The sequence below is a fragment of the Thalassospira sp. GB04J01 genome, from assembly GCF_000751115.1.
GTDB classification, from domain to species: Bacteria; Pseudomonadota; Alphaproteobacteria; order Rhodospirillales; family Thalassospiraceae; genus Thalassospira; species Thalassospira lucentensis.
This window is the reverse complement of record NZ_CCDX020000013.1, coordinates 44,215-66,088: the sequence shown is the minus strand read 5'-3', so window position 1 is coordinate 66,088 and position 21,874 is coordinate 44,215. Positions and strand designations below refer to the sequence as shown.

The window sequence follows — 21,874 nt, the reverse complement described above, 5'->3', positions numbered from 1 at the left end:
TTAGCCGAGATAGACCTGACTGGCGGGATAGGAAATCCGTGGCGGAATGCGCCGGGCGAGAAAAAAGCCAAGGGTCAGCGGGCCGACACGGCCTATAAACATGATCACCCCGATGATAATGCGCCCGGCGGTGTCAAGCTCGCCGGTCGTGCCGCGCGATAGGCCGACAGTCCCGAATGCGGATGTGACTTCAAACACCAGATCAAGAAAATCGCCATCATGTGAAATGGTGATCAGGAAAATGCCCAGCATGATGACGAAGATGGAAATCATGGTCAGGGCGAGTACCTTCATGACTTCTTCAAGGCCAATGCTGCGCCCAAAGGCATGCAGCTGATTGTGGCGTTTGAAAAAGGCAATGGTCGCCAGAATAAGAACGATAAAGGTGGTGACCTTGATCCCGCCCGCGGTCGATGTGCTGCCTGCCCCGATCACCATCAAAAGCACGAACATCAATGCGGTGGTGTCGTGAATGGCGCCGATATCGACGGTATTGAACCCGGCGGTGCGCGTGGTCAGCCCTTGAAACCAGCTGATTTGCAGTTTGTCGAAAATATTGGGATAGGCGCCAAGCGTGCCGGGATTGTTCCATTCCAGAATGGCAAACACCGCCACCGACCAGATGATCAGAATGGCGGTGCCCGACAGCATTATTTTACTGTGCATTGATAGGCGCTGCCACGTGCGGTGTTGTGACATATCGGAAATGACACTGAACCCGATGCCGCCAATTACCAAAAGACCGGGAATAACCAGATTGACGACCGGGTTGGTGGCCCAGTGGGTCAGGCTGTCGGGCATCAGCGAAAAACCGGCATTGTTAAAAGCCGAAACAGAATGGAAAACTGAAAACCACAGGCCCTTGATAAGGCCAAACTCAGGCACAAAAACCAGAAGCAACAAAGCCGCCCCGATCAGTTCGCAGATCAAAACGACCCGCAGGATGGTTTTGACCAGCCCGACCAGACGATCAAGGGACGTTTGACTAAGATCTTCGCGTAAGTACGTGTGATGGCTAAGCCCGATCGGCAGGCCGAGAACCGATAGGACAAGGGCGGCAAAGGTCATCAACCCCAATCCGCCAAGCTGTACCATGATCAGGATGGCAACCTGACCAAACAGGGTGAAGTTTGTGCCGGTATCAACCACCGAGAGCCCGGTGACCGTGACCGCAGATGTGGCAGTAAACAAGGCGTCAGAAAAGGTCGTTGGTGTGGTGACCGAAATCGGTAACGACAGAACAACTGCCCCGATCAGGATAAGGGCAAGATAAAGAACCGACAGCAAAAGCGGCGGTGGAATGCGGATCGGCGTTCCGGGGCGGTTCGGAAAAAAGATTTGCATGTTTCTTAGACGCCGTCGCTGAATTTGCGCAGGTTTTCACGGCGTCCGAGTATCAGAAGCCTGTCGCCTTCTGCGATGGTGACGGCACCTGAGTCACAGCTTACGAAATCCGATCCGCGTGACAGGCCAAGACAGCGCAGCTCATAGGTTTTTTCCAGATCAAGGGAATTGACCGTTTTTCCATGCAGTGAGTCGGGCGTTTGAAAATTGATGACATGCATGCCGTTGCCAAGGCTCAGGTAATCGCGAACCGCGGGATTGTGAAGTTTCTGGGCGATGTGCTGACCGATTTCCTGTTCGGGCAGGATAACGCGATCAGGTTCCAGTTTTGTCAGGATACGGTGATGGGTCTTGTTGATCGCCTTGACCCAGACGGTTTTCACGCCAAGCATTTTGACATTCATCGTACAGAGAATGTTGGCTTCCAGGTCTTCGCCAATCGCAATCAAGGCCACATCAAATTTATCGACCCCGGCCTCGCGAAGGGCTTCTTCATCCCGGCCATCGGCAATGACGGCTTCTGACAGGGTATCAGACAGGGCGGCCACCGATTTTTCGTTGATATCAATGCCCATGACGTGATTGCCATACCGCACCAGATCAGAGGCAACCGTACTGCCCACGGTGCCAAGCCCGATGATCACGAAAGTCCGATTGTGGTTCCGGGCCATGTCCGCAGTGTCCTTTTTAACCGATGTGGGTTTATGCCCGCGATGCTACGCCGGGGCATGGATATCAGTCAAACAGGCAAGCAATATCGTCCTACATCACAGCGCCGATTTGCCACGGGACGAATTCGGCATTGCCAAAGCCAAGGGCTTCGCTTTTGCTTTCGGTTCCTGATGCGACGCGCAGGAACATTTCGAATATTTCATGGCCTTTGTCTTCGATGGTGACATTTCCGTCGGCAATGTCACCGCAATTGATGTCCATGTCTTCGTGCATGTTTTCATACATCGCCGTGTTGGTCGAAAGCTTGATGCACGGGCTTGGAATATATCCCGATACCGATCCGCGACCGGTGGTAAAGGCGATCAGGGTCGCGCCACTGGCGATTTGGCCGGTCACCGAACAGGGGTCATAGCCGGGACTGTCCATAAAGACAAAGCCCTTCTTGTCGATGATCTGGCCGAACTGATAAACGTCAGTCAGCGGTGCGGTGCCACCTTTGGCAACGGCCCCCAGTGATTTTTCCAGAATGGTTGTCAGACCGCCACGTTTGTTGCCGGGCGATGGGTTGTTGTTCATTTCACCGCCGCGCACAGACGTATAGTTTTCCCACCAGTTGATCCGATCAACCAGTTTCTGTCCGACTTCGACGCTTATGGCGCGTCGGGTCAGAAGATGTTCTGCGCCATAGATTTCCGGTGTTTCCGATAAAATGGTGGTGCCACCCTGCCGGACCAGAAGGTCCGAAGCATATCCAAGGGCGGGGTTGGCAGTGATGCCGGAATATCCGTCCGACCCGCCACATTGTAACCCAACGACCAGTTCCGATGCCGGGACACGCACGCGTTTAACCGTATTGGCACGAAGGGCGAGGTCGCGCAGGATATCCACACCACGTTCGACGGTTTGGCGCGTGCCGCCACTGTTTTGAATGGTCATGTAATGGAAGTTGCCATCATGACGCAGTTTTTCCGCCCCGACCAAATCTTCGACCTGCATGGCTTCGCACCCCAGCCCGACAAGCAAGATGCCGCCAAAGTTCGGATGTTTGGCGTAACCTGATAAGGTGCGAAACAGGGTGTCATAGCCTTCGTCGTGGCGGCCCATGCCACAGCCGCTGCCATGGACGATGGGCACAATGCCATCGACATTTTCAAGTTCGGCAAACCAGCTGGTTTTTTCCGCCTGCTCGGCCATGAAGCGCGCGACACTGCCCGAACAATTTACCGAGGTCAGCACACCGATATAGTTGCGGGTGCCAAACCGTCCGTCACTGCGCGGATAGCCCATAAAGAATTTCTGCTCGGTGGCCGCCGGCAGTGCTGCGATATCCTTGGCAAAGTCATAGTCCTGGCGATGGTCGCTCATGCCGATATTGTGGGTATGAACATGATCGCCCGGCGCAATATCGGTGGTGGCCGCCCCGATAATCTGACCATAGCGCAGCACCGGGTCGCCAGCCGCAATCGGGCGGGTGGCGATTTTGTGCCCGCGTGTGACCGGTGCATTCAAGAGAACCCCACTTTGGGAAAGCCGGGCACCCTTGGCCAGATTACCGAGCGCAATTTCAACATTGTCGCCGGGGTGCAACAGAATGCTGTCTGGGGATGAAGTGGTCATGTGCTTTGGCCTCTGTCTTGATGGGTGGATTACTGCCGATACAGAAGATCGGGCAGGAACAGGGTTATGGACGGCACAAAGGTCAGAAGCAGCAGCACCGCGATCAGCGGCACGAGAAACGGCATGGTTGCCTTTGCGCATTGCTCAAACGGTACGGATGACACCTTGGAAAGCACATAAAGCACCATGCCGATGGGCGGTGTTAAAAGCCCGATCATCAAGTTCAGGATCACGATGATCCCAAGGTGGACCGGATCGATGCCAAGCTGCATCGAAATTGGCAGAAGCACCGGGACCAGAATTGAAATCGCGGCAATCGTTTCCATAAACAGACCGACCACCAGAACAATCAGCGTGATGATCAAAAGGATCAGGGTTTTGTCCTGGGTCAGGGCAAGAAGCGTTTCGGAAAACACGACAGCGGCCTGATTGGCGGCAAGAATCCATGCAAAGACACTGGCCGTGCCGACGATCAACATGATCGATGCCGTGGTTTCGATGGTTTCGACAGATACGCGCACCAGTTTTTTCCAGCTGAGCGTGCGATAGACCAGCATGCCGAGAACAATGGCATAGCTTGCCGCACACACAGCAGCCTCGGTCGGGGTAAAGATCCCCGATGCAATACCGCCTACAATGATAACCGGGGTTAATAATGGCAGGAAAGCGGTCTGGAACGTCGATCCAACCAGCTTTGGGCTAAAGGCGACATCGCGTGGGTAGTTGCGTTTGCGCGCTATCCACCAGACCATCACCATCAAGGATGCGGCCATCAAAAGTCCGGGAATGATCCCGGCCACAAACAGCTCACCGATGGAAACCGATGCCATCACCCCGAAAATCACAAGTGGCAGGGATGGGGGAATGATCGGGCCGATGGTCGAGGAGGCAGCCGTAATGCCAACCGAAAAGTCGTCATCATATCCTGCATCGCGCATGGCTTTGATTTCAATGGCGCCGAGCCCCCCCGCATCGGCGACCGCCGCACCCGACATGCCGGCAAACACAATACTGGCGCCGATATTAACATGCCCCAGTCCACCATGGGACCAGCCGACAAGCGCACGGGCAAAGGCGAAAATACGGCTTGTGATCCCCGCAGAATTCATCAACCCACCGGCCAGAATAAAGAATGGAATGGCCAGCAGCGGGAAACTGTTCATGCCATTGATCATGTTATGAAGCAGCACAACCGACGGCATGCCTTCGATCAGGATATAAATGAGCGATGAAAGGCCAAGCGCAACGGCAATCGGGACACGAACAGCAATAAAAACAGCCAGCGATATCAAAAGGATAAGGAAGCTCATCAGGGTTTACTCCGCAGCAGCACATAAATCTGCCGCACGTGGACGGCGACAAGCACACCAAGGGCGACCATGATCAACCCGTAGAAGTAATATTTGGGAAATGGGAGGGAGACCATTTTCTGATAGGAGGTTTTGGTCATCAGTTCGTTTAGCGAATAGATAGCAAACCCAAAGAACCCGGCCGAAAGGGTAAGGGCGATGATTTTAAGCCGTGGCAGGGCCCGACCGGCCAGTTTGTCGATGATTTCAAGCCGGATGTGGCTGTCGACGAGCTGACATTTCACCGCCCCGACAAAGGCCACCAGAATAAGCAGATAGCGCGCGATTTCTTCGGTCCATGCAAGGGAGTCATTGAGCACGTAGCGGGTAAAGAATTGCAGGAATACGGTCACGAACAGAGCACAGAAAATCAGGAGCGCGGGAATATCGGCCCATGTGAGTTTGAGGCTGGCATGTGTGTCGGCCTCTTGCTGTTCCTGTTCGGTAAAAAGATCCCCGTTAATGTCGGACATATGTGTCTCCGTCGGAAATCGAACATGGCGCAACCGGGGGAAACAAAATTCCCCCGGCTGGAAGCTGTGCAAAGTTAGGCTGGTTATCCTTTGATGGCTTCTAGGCGCTCAAAGATTTCTGGATCCCACGGCATGTCGTCGCTTTTCAGGCGCGGGGCGATGACATCAATGAAAGGACCACGGTCGACTTCATTAACCGTAACACCCTGTTCACGGAACCAGTCGGCCAACTCATTTTCGTTTTTCACGATTTCATTGGATGCGCCGATACCGGCTTCCTGAAGGGTTTCAAGCAGAACTTTGCCGTCTTCATCCCCCAGTTTGTCCATGGTGGAAGGCGACACCAGCATGATCAACGAGTTGATGATGTGGCCGGTCAGATTGATGTTCGACTGCACTTCATAGAATTTCTTGAACTTAATGGTCGGAAGCGGGTTTTCCTGTGCATCAACAACACCCTGTTGCAGAGCAAGATACACTTCGGAAAAGGCCATTGGCGTTGGGTTAGCACCGGTTTCCTTGGGGAACATCTGATAGGCCGGGGCATTTGGGGTGCGGATTTTAAGACCCTTCATATCGGCCGGTGTCAGGATCGGCTTGTTCGAGGTCACATGACGTGCGCCGTAATAAACCAGCCCGGCGATCTCATTGCCGGTGACACTGGTATATTCTTTCGACAGTTCGGCAAACAGGTCCGAGTTGGTGTAGTTCAACCAGTGTTCGTAACCGCGCAGCGTAAAGGGATAATCGGAGATCGAAATCGGTGGGTATGTCTGCCCGAGATAGGCGACACCGGTATAGATGATGTCGATTGAACCGAGGGTCAGCGCCTCGTTGATGGCGGCTTCCTTGCCGAGCTGGGATGCCGGGAAGACTTCGATCTTATAGCGGCCATCGGTACGTTCGGCGAACAGCTCGGATGCTTTTAAAGCCGCACGGTGATACGGGGTATCGACCTCATAGACGTGGCCGAATTTCAGGACTTCTTGCGCGCTGGAATTTTTGGGCATTCCGGCAAGGGCAACAAGGGCCGTCAGGCCCATGACGGTGCCACGGATGAGTTTCCGGGTGAACATTGTAACCTCCATGATTTTGAACTCTTTTTTTGTTCTATTTTCGGTTTCATCTTAGGGAACAGTTGCCATCCATCTCAACTGTCTTTAATGCTTAAAAAACACTTTAAAAGACAGTTGTCGCCGTGGCCCGTTCAGACCGAAAATTCAAGACCAGCTTCAACACATGGCTCGACAGTGTATCGATCGGGAATTCTCCTGATACGATATCGGGTTTGGCGCGATTGCTGGTTGTGAGCCGGACTTTGGCGCGCCGCGTTTTGGAACGCGCAATCGAGATTAACCTGATTTCATCAAACAGTTTTCCGATTGTATTATTGCGCCAACCTCAGAAGTCCGATTACTTTTCGATTTCAGAAATCAGAAGCCTTGAAGAGCGGCTTGAGACCGATTTCATGATGTGGCTGAAAGACGCGCAACCAGCCCCGGGGAGCCGTCTGAGCGAGGCGGCTCTGGCACGGCGGTTCGGCGTTTCAAATACTGCCATCCGTGAATTTCTGATTGGGCTGAGCCGGGTTGGTTTTATCCGCAAGGAGCCACAACGCAGCTGGATCCTTGAAGGCTTCACCGAGCAATATGCGCTGGAGCTTCATGAAGTCCGCAGGATGTTTGAATGTCGCGCGATCCGTGCAATTTTTGACATTCCCGAAGATGCACCATTTTGGGGGAAACTGTTGCGGCTGCGTCAGGAACACGTTCAATTACGCAGTGAAATCGATACGCGTTTTACCGAGTTTTCAGAGCTTGATACCCGTTTTCACCGGACCTTGAATGCTGCCGCTGGAAACCGGTTTATGGATGGCTTTCAGGATTCAATATCGGTGATTTTCCATTTTCACTATCGCTGGTCGAAGAAGAACCAGGTCGGGCGCAATGGATTTGCGGTGGAAGAGCATCTTGAGATTATCGATGCGATCCTCAGACAGGATCAAGGTGCTGCGACCGCAGCACTTGAACGGCATTTGGAAACAGCCCACCACACATTTCTTGCATCTTTACAGCGCGATTAGGTGAGGTCATTGGCCTGGATGATCCTAATCAAACAGGCTGGCCGCAGCAGCCTGTTGAGCCGGGTCGGTCAGGCTGCCGACACGGCGCAGGAACGAATTTTTTTCTTCGTAATAGCGTTTTGACAGGTCGGCGAAGCATTTCACATCGACATCTGCGTTGATGTGGAATTCGCGCTTGGGCACCTTGGTTTTGTTGTCTTCAAGAATAGCGGCGGCGGCACTGAATTTGTTCTGATCAACCGCATCAACAACCCCGTCGAGCTCAATCCGGTTTTTCAGACTGAACAGGAATTTTTTAAAGGTCGGGTGGCGTTGCAAGAACGCCTTTTCGGTCAACAGGAAGTCATCGGCGGCAAAGTCCGGGGCATTATTGACGACAAATTCGCGGCATAAATGGTCGGTGGCAAAGCACATCGGGCCAAAAATGAAATTGCGATAGATGTCTTCTTTAAGCTGCCAGAACTTATCAAGCCGTTTGAGCGATTCGTCATCAAGTTTGACGGCGGCTTCAAGCAGTAAGCGCGGATGACAATGGACATAGTTCGGATGGACGTACGTCTTGGTCCGGCTGATGCCCTCCAGCGTGTCGATATTGACCGGCCCGGACAAAAGGCTGGCATGCGGGTGGGTCGATTTTTTCGACAGAAGCGCAATCACTTCGTCGGGATCAACGCCATGTTTGACCAGCAGATGATTGACCGAAAGGTCGAGCTGGACCTCGCCGGTGATGATCTGATTGGTCAGTTGATGGTGATTGCGGTTGAACCGCCGGGCAAATTCCGGTTCCAGCGTATGGGAAAACGGACCATGGCCAATATCATGTAACAGGGCGGCCGCACCGAGAAGGTCGCGATCAGCCTCCGACAAATCCATCAAGCGGCAATATTGCTGCGACAGCAGGGCCACGCCAATGGTGTGATCATAGCGCGAATGACGGATATTGGCCGGACGTCCATTGGGGTGGAACAGATAATCAATGGCCCCCAAAAACGAGATTTCGCGCAACCGTTCAAAGGCGTGCGATGCAATCAGCTTTTTGTGTAGCGGACGGTCAAAGGCCGAGGCGATCTGGGATCGTTTGAAATGGTAATTATACTGCGGTGCATCGCGAAACAGCAGTTCCCATTCGGCGATATCTGCGGCATTGAAATTGGTGTCAAACAGGTCGCGAATTTCCGGTCCGGCATCCTTGGAAGCCTTGAGCGCGGCGGATTCCTTCTGTGACGCGGCAGGCTTTGCCTCCGCGTGCTTCGCAAAAAGATCTAGCTGCGGTTTTAGACTCATATTCGGGACGGGTACGCTGTATCTGTTGTTAACGACGACACCGCAGACATAGCCCGATTCATACGCCATGTCATCGCGGTTTTTCCATGGGATGACCCCGTGAAATGCGGCTCCAGCCAAGGCTGTTGCTGCAATGATGCGAAACGGTGGTAAAAGCACCCCGTTTTCACCATAATAATAGCTCATAAACACAAACGGTTAACAACACGTGACACGGCAGGCATCCGATCAAGCTTCTGATCAAGTTCGGCGAAAGGAACAGGTGAAGGTATTTTTGCGCAAATATCCCGGATTTCGGCTGTCGACGGTCTGGCAGTGGGCGTGCGGTGCGCTGACCATGCTTGTTGTTTCGACGCAACTTCATGCGCAGGATAAATTTCGACTTGATAATGCCCCGGCGATTGTATCGGAACCGGATGGCAATGCCGGTATTGGTGCGACGATTTTTGGCAGCCTTGCGGGGTTAAGCGACCGCGACTGGCTGGTGGTTGGGTTGGCGGCGTTTATTGGTGCGGCGATTGCAGCCTGGGTTGGCTGGCGACTGTCACTGCGCATGCGCCGCCATCTTGAAGAAGTCGAAGATCACGAACATGAACTGGCCGGTGAAACAGAACTTTTCACCCAGCTTTTATTTGCCGGTCCGGATCCGGTTTATTACTGGAGCCATACAGGATTTGCTGAGGGTGCAAGCCCGGGGTTAAAGCGGGCCTTTAGCCTTGGCGCGGATGGACGTTTTCCCGATTTGCTTGATCAATTACGCGATGAGGATGCCAAGCTCCTTAAGGAACGGGTGCGCGGCCTTAAAACCGGGCATGAACGGTTTGAACAGTGGGTGAACACCCTTGATGAGCGCAAATACCATGTGACGGGGATGTCGGCGCGCAAGGACCGGTCGGCTGATGTGTTGGCACACGGATTATGGTTCCGTGATGAAACCCGCCATACCCGTGAACGCGAAAACCAGTTTGGTGATTTTCAGGTTCTTAAACATGAGGTTTCCGGACTTCGGTTGTTACTTGATAGCTTGCCGTTCCCTGTCTGGCGGCGTGACAATGAATTGCGGCTGATTGATTGCAATGCGGCTTATGCCGATGCGGTTGAGCGGTCCAGCATCGAGGACGTGCTTGAAAATCAGGCGGAAATTGGTGCAGGCATCATTCCCGATCACGGGCGTTCGCTTGCCGCATCGGTTCAGCGCAATGGCGAGGACCTGACACGTGACTATCACGTGGTTATTCGAGGTGATCGCAAATTGCTGCGCATTACTGAAATGCTGTCACAAAACCCCGATGCGTCGGATGAACTGATCGGGTTTGCGATTGATTGCACATCGGTTGAAGAATTGCAGTCCGATCTTTCGCGTCATATTCGCGCACATGCCGAAGTTCTCGAAAACCTCGGAACGGCAATTGCGGTTTACGGCGGGGACAAGGGGCTTATTTTCTTTAACACCGCCTTTACCAAGCTTTGGGATCTTGATGACGAATGGCTGTGGTCCGAACCGACCCATGATGATGTTTTGCGGCGCTTGCGCGATGAACGTAAATTGCCCGAAGTCACCGATTTCAACCAGTTCCGCAATACTGAAAATCAACGGTTTACCGATCTTCTGAAATCAGAAGAAGACCTGATGCATTTGCCAAATGGCATGACGTTGCGCCGGTTTACATCACCCCATCCGTTTGGCGGGCTGATGTTTGTTTATGAAGATGTCACTGACAAACTGGTGCTGGAAAGCAGCTATAACACCCTGATTGCGGTTCAGCGTGAAACGCTTGAAAGCCTGCATGAAGCGGTTGGCGTGATCAGTGGGGATGGTCGTTTGCGGCTGCACAATCATGGTTTTGCCGATCTTTGGGGGCTTGATCCGGCGTTTCTTGATGCCGCCCCGCATCTGGCCGAGGTGGTTGAAAAGTCGCGTGAATACTGGCGTGAACGCGATGACTGGGACAAATTCAAAAGCCGGATGGTGGCCCGCATTACCAACCACGAACCGATGAATGGGCGGCTTGAGCGGTCTGATAATTCCATTGTCGATTTTGCCATTGTGCCGTTGCCCGATGGGGCGGTGATGATGTCCTATATTGATGTTACCGATACCATTCGGGTCGAACGTGCGCTGCGCGAACGCAACGAGGCGCTGCGCACTGCCGATCAGATGAAATCAGACTTCATTTCCACCGTATCGCGTGAACTGACCAAGCCACTTGATCATATTAATGGCGAGTCGGATCGATTGATCCCGCATCTAAACGGCAATGTTGCCCGGTCGGTTGAAACCATCCGGTCCGAAGCCCAAAGCATGCTGGCCCTCGTCGATGATATGCGCGATCTGGCGACCCTTGGATCGGGGCAGGTTGCCCTTGAACTGGATACGGTTGATCCTAGGCGTTTGCTACGCTCACTCGAAGCGCTGACCCGTGCGCGGTTAGCCGAACTTAATGTGTCACTCAGGCTTTATTGTTCGCGCAATATTGGCTGGATGGTGGCCGATGAACGCCGGTTGAAACAGGCACTGTTCATCCTTGTAACCAACGTTCTGCGATCCGCCCCCGAAGGCAGTGAAGTTTCGGTCATGGCGCGCCGGCGTGGCGAAGATATTGAAATTTCGATATCGCTTTCCGATGAAGCCCCGCAACCAATGCTGTTCGAAGGTCTGCGCGACGGCGAAAGCCCGTCCGCACGGCGTGCCCTTGGTATGGCGATGGTAAGGGCGGTGGTTGAAATTCACGGTGGCCGGGTGAAAATCAGCCGTGATGGCCGCGAAATCGCCTGTATCCTGCCCGCGGGTGAAGAAAGCGACCTTTGATCCGTTGTGCCTGCTTGCGGCCAGCGGGTAACGGTTACGTGGGGTTATGCGTGTCCCAATGAAAAAGGCGCCGAATTTTGACGCCTTTGGTTTTGTGTCGTGATGTTCTTTAAGTCCGGTTACACCGTAAACGGCACATCCTTGCCCGCAACGAAAGCATCAATGTTATCAAGGGCGCGGAAGCCCATGGCATTGCGGGTTTCAACCGTTGCTGACCCCAGATGCGGCAAAAGAAACGTATTGGTCAGATCGCGATAAGCCGGTTCGATATTCGGTTCACCGGCAAAGACATCGAGGCCCGCCGCCGTCAGCTTACCCGATTTAAGGGCGGCAATCAGATCGCCATCATTGACCACATCGCCACGTGCGGTATTCACAATGATTGCACCGTCTGGCAGTTTGGCAATGAAGTCGGCATTGACCATGCCCTTGGTTTCCGGGGTTGATGGGCAATGCAGTGACAGAAAATCACAGTGGGGCAGCAGATCATCCATGCTGCTGTGATAGGTCGCACCCTGTTCCTGATCGGCGGGCAATTGGTGGCGGTTGAAATAATGAATATCCATATCAAAGCCACGCGCACGTTTGGCAACCGCCTGTCCGATGCGGCCCATACCGATAATGCCCAGTTTCTTGCCAGTGACCTGTGTGCCCATCAAATGGGTCGGACGCCAGCTTGACCATGTGTCATTGCGGACTTCGGCTTCGCCTTCGCTGGCGCGGCGTGCGGCACCGAGAATCAGAAGCCACGCAATATCGGCGGTGGCATCGGTTAGAACGCCCGGTGTATTGCCAATGATCACGCCCTTTTTGCGGGCTGCTGACAGATCAATATGATCGGTCCCGACCGAGAAGGTGGCGATGATTTTGACACTGTCTGGCAAGGCGTCAAAAAACGCCGCATCAATCGGATCACCAACCGATACAAGGGCGGCATCTGCACCATGACACAGGGTCAGAATTTCATTGCGCGACAGCGGATCGTCATCTTCCTGCGTTCGGATGTCATAGTGTTCCGCAGCCCGTTTCGCGACGGCGTCGGGCAGTCGGCGGGTGACGGCAAGAACCGGTTTCATGTGTGTTTCTCCCTAATGAGGATGATTTTTTTGCGGTTTATGTTTTTAGAATAACTGTCCAAGTGCCAGTCGGATACCGATGGATGTGATCACCATGGATAACAGGAAATCGGCCATGACAATCGCACTGGCCGTCGGGATCGGAACAGACAGGGTCAAACGCGCGATATAAACGCCGTAGACCAGCATCGCGATGACCGCGACCATGACAAATCCGCCCGGTCCCAGCATGGGGAACAAAACGCCCAGCAACAGTGCGACAAGATACACCGCCATTTGCAGGACGCTTGACCAGTTATAGACCGTGATAAAGCCGATATATCGTTCGGTGCGCCCCAGGATTGGCATCACTTGGTACATCAAGACCGGAAATGCTAGCCATTTAATGACATAGGCAACAACTTCGACGGTCATATAGCGTCCGACCGGGAAATCTTCCGGTGCGTCAAGCAAATCATGCCAGCGTAAAAAGGCAAAAGCCGGGAATACGATGATGGCGGCCAAAAAGGATCGCCAAAATCCGTTTAGGGAAAAATCAAAAAATGTCAGCCCGTTGGCATCGCCACGGGCAATGCGCCAAGTGCCGTAAAGGGCACGCAGGGTTTCACTCGACATGTTCATGCGGGGCTGTTTTCCGACTGTGGGGCAAATGTAAAAACAGATTATGTATCAGGCCGTTCATGGTCCGCAAACAGCTTATCGCTGATTGACCCTCCTTCACAAGGCACCTTGCCCGAACGTCTTTGCGTGTAACACCGGTATTGGGCGGTGGGGCGCGAAAATGAGACAGCAAACACGGGGTGGCGGGAAAAACATGCAGGACAAATCAGACGAATATGCGTTGCGTTTGTCCTTCATTGAGGCGACAGAACCCGGATCCCTGACTTTGGCAAGGTTGTATCTGGAGATGGCGACCAGTCAGCATCACAGCAAACGGGACTATGCCCTGAGCTTGTTTGATAAGGCCGATCAGCTTTTTGCCAGTCATTTACCGAAGGCACGCGATGCGGCGATTGCCGGATTATCGCTTAGCCTGAACAACCGCGCGGCCCTTGAGCTAGATGCAGGGCAATGGGAATGGGCGATAGATGCGGCGTCTCAGGCAGTTGCACTGCGTCGGGATCGGTTGAACGGTTGTGTCGGACGCAAGGATGATCTGGAACGACTGGATCTTGGCTATTCACTCGCGGCACTGGTTTTGGCCATGCGCGGTGCGGGCCAACTGGATTTGGCACGCGATGCGGCGGGTGAGGCGATCCGTATCCTTGGCCGGTTTGCCGGGATGAATGATCAGGAAGCTTTTGTCTTGCTGACCAAACTGATTTGTATCTATGCCGAATTGTGTGATGACACCGGTCAGGTTCCCGATGCAGCGTTGCTGTTGCCATTGGCAAAGGCGTTTTACAACAGCAAACGACCACAGGGCCAAGACGCGCCGTTGTGACGGCAAGCGGGGCCCTTCAATAAGATCAAGGCGCAACCTTGTATGTCAGGTTGCGCCTTGATGGCTTAATTGATGCTGCTGACCGACCAGCTGACGGTGACTTCCTGATTGGCCGGGACGTCGATGTCCCAACGGATCAGGCCGGGCTGCACAAGGACATGCTTGTGGTTTTCGGCATTAACGACCCAGTCACTTGGCATGTTTTCGTAAATTGTGATCGTTTCTGCACGCGAACTGGTGTTGCTGATTTTCCATTCCAAATCAGCCGTGACTGCGTCGGGCATGTTTGGGCGTGCCTTACGGGTAAAGGACGTCACATGGCGCGTACCCGAAACATCACTGGCCTTACCAAGACGAAGGGTGGCTTCGCGTTCTACCGGGGTCAGCGACAGGTTATCTTCACCGACAAAGCGGGTGTCGCCCGATGTGCTGTTGGCAAAAATACGCACAACGCCATCTGGCCACGGGCTTTGATTATCCGCCCCGCCTTTGTTGGTGATCTTGATTTCAAGATCAGGGCGGACAAAGTCCGGTTCGCCATTTTGGCCCATGTTATAAGCATTGCTTGAGCCATTGAAAATGGCGCGACGGGTGACTGGCAGGGATTGTTTGTCAATCAACGGCAAGATCACGGTATCACCATCTTGCATCGAAAGTCCGTCAAACGGGCCATAGACATGCAGGTTTTCAAAACTTTCGCGGTCCGGTGCGGCACCAGTTGAATCGGCCATGGCCGACATCATCATTTCATTGCGGGCCGCCTTGGCAACCGGCATTGGTGCCTGGCTGACCCGGTTGGGATCACCGGCCACCAGACGCAATTGCGCATCATCGAACGCCGCCCCGGATTGATTGGTTACCCGTGCAATGGCCGACAGTGTCAGGTTGTTGGCCTCACTGTCATAGTGCCCGACATAGGATGTATTCCAGCCAATCCCGCCCAGAAGATAGGCCATCGAAAGATGATCAAGGGCCGATGTGGTGGCAATTTCAGCTTCGATTGATGGATCGGGGGAAAAGCCATCGGGCAGCTTGCTGATGATGATCTGATGGATCGGCACCTGTTCAATTCCGGCATCGGTTTGCACCAGCGCCATGCCCGACAGGGACAGCAAGGTGCCTTCAATCAGGTCATCATCGCGACGAATGATGACTTCTTTGCCGATCTGATTGCGCAGAAGGGCGGTGATGGCGTCTGCACCATTCATCGAATTGCGAAGCGACGTCCAGACGAGGTCGCTGTTGTTGGGGGTGCCGATCAGAAACGAGTCATCCATCACCGTGGGCGCAAGACCATCAATCTGAAGGATGCTTTGCCCTTCGGGGATGTCGGCGGTGCGCTGTTCGGCAATCATAGCCAGATTGCCGGGATAGACGCTGAGCTGCAATTTTGTCCGGTTGCTGGCCGAAACGGGAATTGATGTATTGAGCTTGGTGCGGTTTTCAGACGCTTCTTGCGCGCGTGCGGCCTCGATATCTGGACCAAAAAAAACAGCCGTACCCAAAAGTGCGGCCAGTGCAAAACGGTTTCGCAGTGTTACAGACATTCCCGATCCCTTGTCCGGTTAATGTGATTTCATTCATGCCACTTTCACGCGAAAACATGGCAGGATCAAGGAAGGGAATGGGCCAACCGAAATTTGTTCTCAGCTGGTTGGTGGCGGCTGGGGTATTGCAAAGTTCGAGCAAAAAGGCGCAATGATGCTGGGCTCTTAGATTGAGCCATAGCAGAACAAGCGTTAAGCCGATTTACGGTGTCTATTTTACAACGTGATGGAAGTCATAATGTCCGGCTTCGGGCAGGTGGTGTTGGTAGGCGGACTGACGTTCCGTATCAATGATAATTGGTGCGCGCAGATTGACGGACATGGACACATCGCCGTTATCTTCGGGCTTGTGCAGAGTGACAATCAAAAGCACAGCGCCGTCATTCTTTTTGATGCCGTGGATGGTGAAGGCCTGTTCAAGGTGTTCCGGGTTAATTGTATCGCTGTCCATATTGTAGGGGGCAACGATAAAGGCCAGTTCCGGTTCGGTCAGGCATTGCATCAGGAGAAAGCTACTTGCGCCGTCTCCGGGGAAGTTTGCCAAGGCAAAGACATTATGGTCAGGAAAGCCTTTTAGTCCCGCAGGGAAATAAATGGCTTTGTCCCATTCAAATTCGCGTTCACCAAACAGGGTTGTTAACCTTACAGAAGACGGTACCGCTTCAGGTGCCGGGGGAGTCGTTTCTGTGGGTGTGGCCATCACTTCCTCCTGCTGATCAGTTGTCAGCACATGTGCATGAGATAAAACGCATTTTGGGGCTGTATTGCCCGATTTCAAGGCTTTATTGCAATAACGGCTATGGAATTTAGCTAGTTTTCAAGATCACGGTGAAACAGAACAGGTATTGGGTCACTAAATCCTTTTACCCGAATGGATTCATGCTGTTGATAATGACGCAATAAAACAGATCCTGAAACGGAACTTTCGTTGCGTATCTGATTGGCGAAACTTTCACTCATGACAGTGTCGGTCTCAAGCTTGCGGGTTGCACGTTCAAGCCGGGCAGCAAGATTGACAGTTGCCCCGATTACAGCAGGGGTTACCGCTTCGCGCTGTCCGATGTCACCCACAACGGCGGGGCCAAAATTAAGCCCGACACCAATCCGGAGCGGTAAGCCGTCATCTGCGGGTTCGCGGGCTTGCCATTCAGAAACCTGCGACACGATGGCCTGACTTGCGCACAGGGCATTTGATGCGGGGCACGGGAGGTCATCAAAGGCGGCAAAGCTGGCCATCACCGCATCACCGATATATTTTTCGACAATTCCGCCATAGGCACCGATCTGTGTGGTGGCGATCTGGTGAAACTGGTTGAGGAATTTCATGACGTCTTGCGGGTCGCGTTTTTCGGCAAAGCCGGAAAACCCGATAATATCGGCAAACATGATGACGCATTCACGGCGTTCGCCAACCCGTATGGGTTCATCGCGATCGGCAAGGCGGTCGGCAAGGGCGACGGGGAAGTAACGCGCCAGATTGCCATGTGCGCGTTCGGCGGCAGCAAATTGGTTGATCAACACGCGTAAGCGCGAAACCATTACCGCACAGGCCAACGTAAACACGACAACAATGACCACTTGTTCGGCCAAGGCAGAGATATCGACAAACTCCGGCAGATTGTAAGTGTCGATCAGTTCCTGCTTTGTCGGGTTCCAGTCGTCGCCAAAATGCTGGGAAATAATGACGCCGGGGCGATGCATCAGCCAGACGATTGCCGTAATCCACGCCATCAACAGCCAAAAACCGAACCACAGGATCAGTCGCGGCGAAAATGTCATGATGACAAGCGCCATCATGATCATTGAAAAGACAACGCCACGGTCACGCACCACAAAGCCATACAGCCACGCGGGATGATTGGTGAGCGGATTAAGGGGATCGGGCACCACCGATATATAAACAATCAGTCCGGCATCAATGACTGCCAAAAGATACAGCAGCCATACCCATTTTCCGCCGCGTGCTGCGACCAGAAGTTGAATGAAAACACCGGGAATGAACCAGCCGAGAACCTCAAGCAGGGTATAAAGCGTTCCGGTCGGAGAATCTGGTTTGCTGAACAAAAGCAGGATGAAGGCCAGCATGCAGATGCGCAAAAACGCAACAAGGATCAGTCCGCGCTTTTCTTCGCGTGCGACAAGCTGGTCAAACAGTGAGAGTGTGGGGTCAGTTCTTGATTGCATCAGCAAGAAGCTGTTTGAGCCCGTCGGCATCCTTGATCACCAGACGTCCGTCACGGCGCGTGATCATGTCGCGCTTTTCAAGTTCACGCAGTTTCTTGTTCACCGCTTCGCGCGTCACACCAAGCATCAGGCCAAGCTCCTGCTGTGACAGCGGAAGGGCAATACGAATGCCTTCGGGGTCCGGGCCGCCATGGCGTTCGGCAAGCCACAGGATGCGTTTGATCAGGCGCGCCATAAGATCAAGGAAGTTGGCATCTTCGAGCAGATCACTGACCCACCGCAAACGACGACACAGAAGTGCCGTGATATGGCGGCGCAAAGGTGCTTCGCGGTCAAATATTTCAAAGAAGGCATCACGCGAAATGAACAGGAAGCGTGTTGGACCAACGGCGCGTGCGGTTGCGGTGCGCGGTTCGCCGTCCAAAAGGGCGATTTCGCCAAACACCGCACCTGGGGCAAGCACGTTCAAAACGATTTCCTTGCCGGTTTCCGACACCGATGAAATGCGAACCTTGCCGGCTTCGACAGCATAAAGGCCGTCTGCCGCAGCCCCCTTTTCAAACAGCAACTGACCGTCTTCAAGGCGGCGCACAGTGGCCTGAGCAGACAGTTGTTCAAGTAGTTCAGGATCAAGATCCTCAAACAGGAAGCTGCCCGCCAGAATACGCGAGGCAATTTTTGCAAGCTGGGGTGATGTGGGGCCGGTGAGAGTGTTCACAGAATTCACTTTGGAAATGGTTTTATATCAGAGTTCATCGGATCAATTTCACAGTTAAACTAGCACAAATACAGGAATTTACAGCAAGCAGTTTTCGAGAGGCATGTTATTGGCGTGATTGTCGAAATGATCCTGTTGCATTTGCCGAGCCGATTCGCATTTCCATCCTTAAATTCCAATCTCTAATCGGCAACCTTGATGAGGGTTTTGATCATCGGTTCTGTGTTGTTTGACGGGGTAAACGGCTGTTTTTGATGAAAATATAGAATGTTTGACAAAATCTCCTATATTTTTTAAATTATCCTAATTCCGAAAAGAGGCCGCAAAACAACAAGATTGTTTGAAGCAACCAAGGTCTACGGAATTTTGTTTAATCGGGAGGACGTAATGAAGATGATTTCCAAGGGTGCCCTTTTTGGTGCCGTTTCTATGGCTGCTGCGTCATTTGGGTTTTCAGCGCATGCTGCTGACGTAACGCTGAACTTTGCCCACGTTGATCCGGCAGAGTGGACCACCTCGAAAAAAGGTGCCGCGTCGCAGGTCTTTAAAAACATTGTCGAAGCAGAATCCGGTGGCCGTATTGAGGTTGCCCTGTTCCCCGCCGGTTCGCTTGGCGGTGAAACTGACCTTTTGCAAAATACCCAGGACGGCACGCTGGCCATGTCGATGGTTTCAGGTCCGTTTTCAAAGGTTTGCCCAGAGGCAGCCGTCCTTGATGTGCCGTATATTTTCCCGAATGCCAATGTGGCATGGAGCGTACTGGATGGTGATTTCGGCAAGGAACTTGCCGCACATTGTCTGGAGAAAACCGGCCTGCGCACCTTGGCTTATGGTGAAACTGGTTTCCGTAACTTTACCAACTCCAAACGTGCTGTTGCCCAGCCGTCGGATATGGAAGGTCTGAAAATTCGTGTCATGACCGTCCCGCTGTTTGTTGAGATGGTCAAGGCACTTGGTGGTGAGCCAACCCCGATCCCGTGGCCGGAAGTTCCGACCGCCCTTACCACCGGTACGGTTGATGGTCAGGAAAATCCGATCAGCGTGATCTATGCCAACAAATTCTACGAAATGCAGAAGTACCTCACACTTGATCGTCACGTTTATGGCACCGACTTTATTGTCGTAAATGAAGCGATTTATCAGGATCTGTCCGAAGCAGATCAGGCGCTTCTGCGTCGTGCTGCGGGTGTTGCATCAAACGTTGGCCGTGCAATTCAGCAGTTCAATTCCGCAGAAGGCGTTGCCAAACTGGCAGAGGAAGGCATGGAAGTGACCACGCCGACCGCAGAGCAGCTCAAAGCGTTCCGTGATGCAGCTCAGCCGGCTGTGATCGAATGGCTTTCGGGTCAGATTGATGCGCAGTGGATTGAAAAGCTGCAGGCCGCTGTTACCAAAGCAGAAGCCTCGATGTAATCGGTTTTGGCGGACCGGGTGTTTCTCCTTTGAGCCTGGTCCGTCCTTTTCTCCCGCCACCATGCTTTTTCTAAAAGCATTCCGTTGTCCGCGATGATCCGGGGGACCCCCATGCAACGCGTCGAAATTGCGTTTATGCGTTTGCTCGCCGGACTTTCGGGGATCAGTATCCTCGTTGTTTTTGGCGTTGTTTTTGCTGGCAGTGTGAGCCGTTACCTATTTTCCGCCCCCCTGCAATGGAGCGAGGAGGTCGCAAAATATGCGATGATCTATGGCTGCATGTTTGGCGTTGCCTATGCCTATTTGCAGGGCAAACAGATTACTTTCAGCATTGTCATTGATACCGTTCCCGAGAAGTTCCGGCGCAAGCTCAGTTTGCTGGTTGATGTCGCCACATTGGTGCTGGGCGGCATCCTTGCCTATGCCGGGCTGATTTTTGCCGGAAAACGTGGTGGGATTGTCGCATCTGGTATTGGCATTCAAATGTATTGGGCGCAGATCGCGATTACCGTTGGCGGTATCTGTCTCGTGATCGCAGCTATTTTACGCATTATTTCGTTCTTTAAGGCCGTGCCGACCGGGGGTGAAGCATGATTACCGGCGTTACCCTGCTTGTTTTACTGGCGATTGGCGCACCGGTCGCATTTGCTATTGCACTTGGTATTGCCGCCTATATCGGGTCTGGCACCTTTAGCATCGATTTGCTCCCCCAACGCATTTTCGCTGGCATGGATAGTTTTACCATTCTGGCGATCCCGCTATTCGTGCTGGCCGGTGAACTGATGAATGCCAGCGGCATTACATCGCGTGTGATCAATCTGGCCAATGCGTTGGTCGGTCATGCCAAGGCCGGACTGGCGCAGGTCAATATCTGGTCATCAGTGATCTTTGCCGGGCTTTCCGGGTCGGCAGTGGCCGATACCTCGGCAATCGGGCGTATCTTTATTCCGTCGATGGAAAAGGAAGGTTATCCGCGTGACTTTGCCGCCGCCCTTACGGCAGCATCTTCGGTGATTGGCCCGATCATTCCGCCCAGCATTCCCGTGATCATCTATGCGCTGATCACAAGCAACGTATCGGTACCGGCCTTGTTTCTTGCCGGGATCGTGCCGGGCTTGCTGCTGGCGATTGCGTTGTCGGTTTATGTACGATTCTTTGTAAAGAATTACGCCACCCCGCGCGAACGGATGAATTTCCGTGAAAAGTTGAGTGCGCTTTGGAATGGTGTGATCCCGCTTTTCATGCCGGTCTTTGTGATTGGTTCGATCCTTGCGGGGATCGTGACACCGACCGAAGCAGCCAGCTTTGCCGTTTTCTATGCACTGATTGTCGGCTTGTTTGTGTTCCGTGAACTCAAACCGGGCGACCTTCCGGGCATATTTTCCGGTGCGATGCGTGATTCTTCGAGCATCCTGATCATTATGGGAACGGTGGCTGCGGCCAACTGGTTTATGACATTTGCCGGTATCCCACAGGCGGTCAGCCAGTTTGTTCTGGGCTATGTCGACAGCCCGGCGATGTTCCTGATCCTGATCAATCTGATGTTACTGGTGGTTGGTCTTGCTCTTGAGGGCATTGCAGCGATGCTGGTGCTGGTGCCGATCCTGCATCCGATTGCACTGAGCCTTGGCATTGATCCGACCCATTTTGGCATCATTGTTATTTTCAATCTGATGATTGGCCTGATCACACCGCCGATGGGCTTGTGCCTGTTTGTTGCCGATGCGATTGCAGGTGTTGGCATGGCCCGAATGATCAAGGCGATCATGCCATTCTTCCTTGTTGAATTGTTTGTGTTGCTGGTCATCACATTTGTTCCGGGCATTGTCACCTTCTTGCCGGAACTGTTTGGATTTTAGGA

Annotated in this window: 19 protein-coding genes; 6 read left to right on the top strand and 13 right to left on the bottom strand. The window is 53.2% G+C overall.

Annotated elements, in window-relative coordinates; translation table 11 throughout:
• From AMM48_RS14140 to AMM48_RS14115, 6 genes are all read right to left on the bottom strand, one after another.
• The gene (locus AMM48_RS14140) at window positions 1-1,344 is read right to left on the bottom strand and encodes a TrkH family potassium uptake protein (RefSeq protein ID WP_181951577.1); all 1,344 of its coding nucleotides are present in this window, start codon (window positions 1,342-1,344) and stop codon (window positions 1-3) included.
• Window positions 1,345-1,349: 5 nt separating this feature from the next.
• On the bottom strand, window positions 1,350-2,015 hold the full coding sequence (locus AMM48_RS14135) for a TrkA family potassium uptake protein (protein ID WP_102784565.1): 666 nt from the start codon (window positions 2,013-2,015) through the stop codon (window positions 1,350-1,352).
• A gap of 91 nt (window positions 2,016-2,106) precedes the next feature.
• Complete coding sequence (locus tag AMM48_RS14130; RefSeq protein WP_102784564.1) at window positions 2,107-3,633, bottom strand: altronate dehydratase family protein; 1,527 nt, start codon at window positions 3,631-3,633, stop codon at window positions 2,107-2,109.
• Between the two features lie 29 nt (window positions 3,634-3,662).
• A complete protein-coding gene (locus AMM48_RS14125) occupies window positions 3,663-4,943 on the bottom strand; it encodes a TRAP transporter large permease (RefSeq protein WP_022733898.1) in 1,281 nt (426 codons plus the stop codon).
• Window positions 4,943-5,455, bottom strand: a complete 513-nt coding sequence (locus tag AMM48_RS14120; protein ID WP_022733897.1) for a TRAP transporter small permease — start codon at window positions 5,453-5,455, stop codon at window positions 4,943-4,945. Before AMM48_RS14120 ends, AMM48_RS14125 begins: the two co-directional genes overlap by 1 nt.
• Before the next feature lie 83 nt (window positions 5,456-5,538).
• A complete protein-coding gene (locus AMM48_RS14115; RefSeq protein ID WP_102784563.1) occupies window positions 5,539-6,531 on the bottom strand; it encodes a sialic acid TRAP transporter substrate-binding protein SiaP in 993 nt (330 codons plus the stop codon).
• A 122-nt stretch (window positions 6,532-6,653) separates the two neighbouring features.
• On the opposite strand from AMM48_RS14115, the gene AMM48_RS14110 reads away from it, so the two are divergent.
• Window positions 6,654-7,538, top strand: coding sequence for a GntR family transcriptional regulator (locus tag AMM48_RS14110; RefSeq protein ID WP_146030414.1), 885 nt, complete (start codon window positions 6,654-6,656; stop codon window positions 7,536-7,538).
• A 24-nt stretch (window positions 7,539-7,562) separates the two neighbouring features.
• On the opposite strand, the gene AMM48_RS14105 is transcribed toward AMM48_RS14110, so the two are convergent.
• Window positions 7,563-9,008 (bottom strand): HD domain-containing protein, encoded by a 1,446-nt coding sequence (locus AMM48_RS14105; RefSeq protein WP_240626356.1) that lies wholly within the window; start codon window positions 9,006-9,008, stop codon window positions 7,563-7,565.
• 76 nt (window positions 9,009-9,084) lie between these two features.
• On the opposite strand from AMM48_RS14105, the gene AMM48_RS14100 reads away from it, so the two are divergent.
• Complete coding sequence (locus tag AMM48_RS14100; protein ID WP_244271236.1) at window positions 9,085-11,631, top strand: PAS domain-containing sensor histidine kinase; 2,547 nt, start codon at window positions 9,085-9,087, stop codon at window positions 11,629-11,631.
• Window positions 11,632-11,750: 119 nt separating this feature from the next.
• Here AMM48_RS14100 and AMM48_RS14095 read toward each other — a convergent pair whose 3' ends face one another.
• Together AMM48_RS14095 and AMM48_RS14090 are read right to left on the bottom strand one after the other, a co-directional pair.
• Complete coding sequence (locus AMM48_RS14095) at window positions 11,751-12,707, bottom strand: D-glycerate dehydrogenase (protein ID WP_102784561.1); 957 nt, start codon at window positions 12,705-12,707, stop codon at window positions 11,751-11,753.
• A gap of 45 nt (window positions 12,708-12,752) precedes the next feature.
• Entirely contained in the window at window positions 12,753-13,328 is a 576-nt protein-coding gene (locus AMM48_RS14090; protein ID WP_101301075.1) for a hypothetical protein, read from the bottom strand.
• Between the two features lie 160 nt (window positions 13,329-13,488).
• Here AMM48_RS14090 and AMM48_RS14085 point away from each other — a divergent pair, with 160 nt between their 5' ends.
• Window positions 13,489-14,151, top strand: a complete 663-nt coding sequence (locus tag AMM48_RS14085) for a hypothetical protein (protein WP_244271235.1) — start codon at window positions 13,489-13,491, stop codon at window positions 14,149-14,151.
• A 65-nt stretch (window positions 14,152-14,216) separates the two neighbouring features.
• On the opposite strand, the gene AMM48_RS14080 is transcribed toward AMM48_RS14085, so the two are convergent.
• The 4 genes from AMM48_RS14080 to AMM48_RS14065 all read right to left on the bottom strand — a co-directional run bounded on the left by AMM48_RS14080 (window position 14,217) and on the right by AMM48_RS14065 (window position 18,600).
• Window positions 14,217-15,698: a DUF4139 domain-containing protein gene (locus AMM48_RS14080; protein WP_102784560.1), complete on the bottom strand. Its 1,482-nt coding sequence runs from the start codon at window positions 15,696-15,698 to the stop codon at window positions 14,217-14,219.
• 211 nt (window positions 15,699-15,909) lie between these two features.
• Window positions 15,910-16,476, bottom strand: coding sequence for a flagellar assembly protein FliW (locus tag AMM48_RS14075; RefSeq protein ID WP_146030413.1), 567 nt, complete (start codon window positions 16,474-16,476; stop codon window positions 15,910-15,912).
• A 32-nt stretch (window positions 16,477-16,508) separates the two neighbouring features.
• A complete protein-coding gene (locus AMM48_RS14070) occupies window positions 16,509-17,882 on the bottom strand; it encodes an adenylate/guanylate cyclase domain-containing protein (protein ID WP_102784558.1) in 1,374 nt (457 codons plus the stop codon).
• Complete coding sequence (locus tag AMM48_RS14065; RefSeq protein ID WP_101301067.1) at window positions 17,866-18,600, bottom strand: Crp/Fnr family transcriptional regulator; 735 nt, start codon at window positions 18,598-18,600, stop codon at window positions 17,866-17,868. The genes AMM48_RS14070 and AMM48_RS14065 overlap by 17 nt, the downstream gene beginning before the upstream one ends.
• A 387-nt stretch (window positions 18,601-18,987) precedes the next feature.
• Between AMM48_RS14065 and AMM48_RS14060 the strand changes: the two genes are divergently transcribed.
• The 3 genes from AMM48_RS14060 (at window position 18,988) to AMM48_RS14050 (ending at window position 21,872) form a co-directional block, all read left to right on the top strand.
• Window positions 18,988-20,013 (top strand): DctP family TRAP transporter solute-binding subunit, encoded by a 1,026-nt coding sequence (locus AMM48_RS14060; RefSeq protein ID WP_102784557.1) that lies wholly within the window; start codon window positions 18,988-18,990, stop codon window positions 20,011-20,013.
• Between the two features lie 111 nt (window positions 20,014-20,124).
• On the top strand, window positions 20,125-20,607 hold the full coding sequence (locus AMM48_RS14055; protein ID WP_102784556.1) for a TRAP transporter small permease: 483 nt from the start codon (window positions 20,125-20,127) through the stop codon (window positions 20,605-20,607).
• Entirely contained in the window at window positions 20,604-21,872 is a 1,269-nt protein-coding gene (locus AMM48_RS14050) for a TRAP transporter large permease (RefSeq protein WP_102784555.1), read from the top strand. The genes AMM48_RS14055 and AMM48_RS14050 overlap by 4 nt, the downstream gene beginning before the upstream one ends.
• Window positions 21,873-21,874: the final 2 nt, after the last annotated feature.

What these genes read in the sequence shown, in the direction of transcription:
- AMM48_RS14140 (WP_181951577.1), bottom strand. Translation starts at nt 1,344, where the DNA reads ATGCAAATCTTTTTTCCGAACCGCCCCGGAACGCCGATCCGCATTCCA.
- AMM48_RS14135 (WP_102784565.1), bottom strand. Translation starts at nt 2,015, where the DNA reads ATGGCCCGGAACCACAATCGGACTTTCGTGATCATCGGGCTTGGCACC.
- AMM48_RS14130 (WP_102784564.1), bottom strand. Translation starts at nt 3,633, where the DNA reads ATGACCACTTCATCCCCAGACAGCATTCTGTTGCACCCCGGCGACAAT.
- AMM48_RS14125 (WP_022733898.1), bottom strand. Translation starts at nt 4,943, where the DNA reads ATGAGCTTCCTTATCCTTTTGATATCGCTGGCTGTTTTTATTGCTGTT.
- AMM48_RS14120 (WP_022733897.1), bottom strand. Translation starts at nt 5,455, where the DNA reads ATGTCCGACATTAACGGGGATCTTTTTACCGAACAGGAACAGCAAGAG.
- AMM48_RS14115 (WP_102784563.1), bottom strand. Translation starts at nt 6,531, where the DNA reads ATGTTCACCCGGAAACTCATCCGTGGCACCGTCATGGGCCTGACGGCC.
- AMM48_RS14105 (WP_240626356.1), bottom strand. Translation starts at nt 9,008, where the DNA reads ATGAGCTATTATTATGGTGAAAACGGGGTGCTTTTACCACCGTTTCGC.
- AMM48_RS14095 (WP_102784561.1), bottom strand. Translation starts at nt 12,707, where the DNA reads ATGAAACCGGTTCTTGCCGTCACCCGCCGACTGCCCGACGCCGTCGCG.
- AMM48_RS14090 (WP_101301075.1), bottom strand. Translation starts at nt 13,328, where the DNA reads ATGAACATGTCGAGTGAAACCCTGCGTGCCCTTTACGGCACTTGGCGC.
- AMM48_RS14085 (WP_244271235.1), top strand. Translation starts at nt 13,489, where the DNA reads ATGAGACAGCAAACACGGGGTGGCGGGAAAAACATGCAGGACAAATCA.
- AMM48_RS14080 (WP_102784560.1), bottom strand. Translation starts at nt 15,698, where the DNA reads ATGTCTGTAACACTGCGAAACCGTTTTGCACTGGCCGCACTTTTGGGT.
- AMM48_RS14070 (WP_102784558.1), bottom strand. Translation starts at nt 17,882, where the DNA reads ATGCAATCAAGAACTGACCCCACACTCTCACTGTTTGACCAGCTTGTC.
- AMM48_RS14060 (WP_102784557.1), top strand. Translation starts at nt 18,988, where the DNA reads ATGAAGATGATTTCCAAGGGTGCCCTTTTTGGTGCCGTTTCTATGGCT.
- AMM48_RS14055 (WP_102784556.1), top strand. Translation starts at nt 20,125, where the DNA reads ATGCAACGCGTCGAAATTGCGTTTATGCGTTTGCTCGCCGGACTTTCG.
- AMM48_RS14050 (WP_102784555.1), top strand. Translation starts at nt 20,604, where the DNA reads ATGATTACCGGCGTTACCCTGCTTGTTTTACTGGCGATTGGCGCACCG.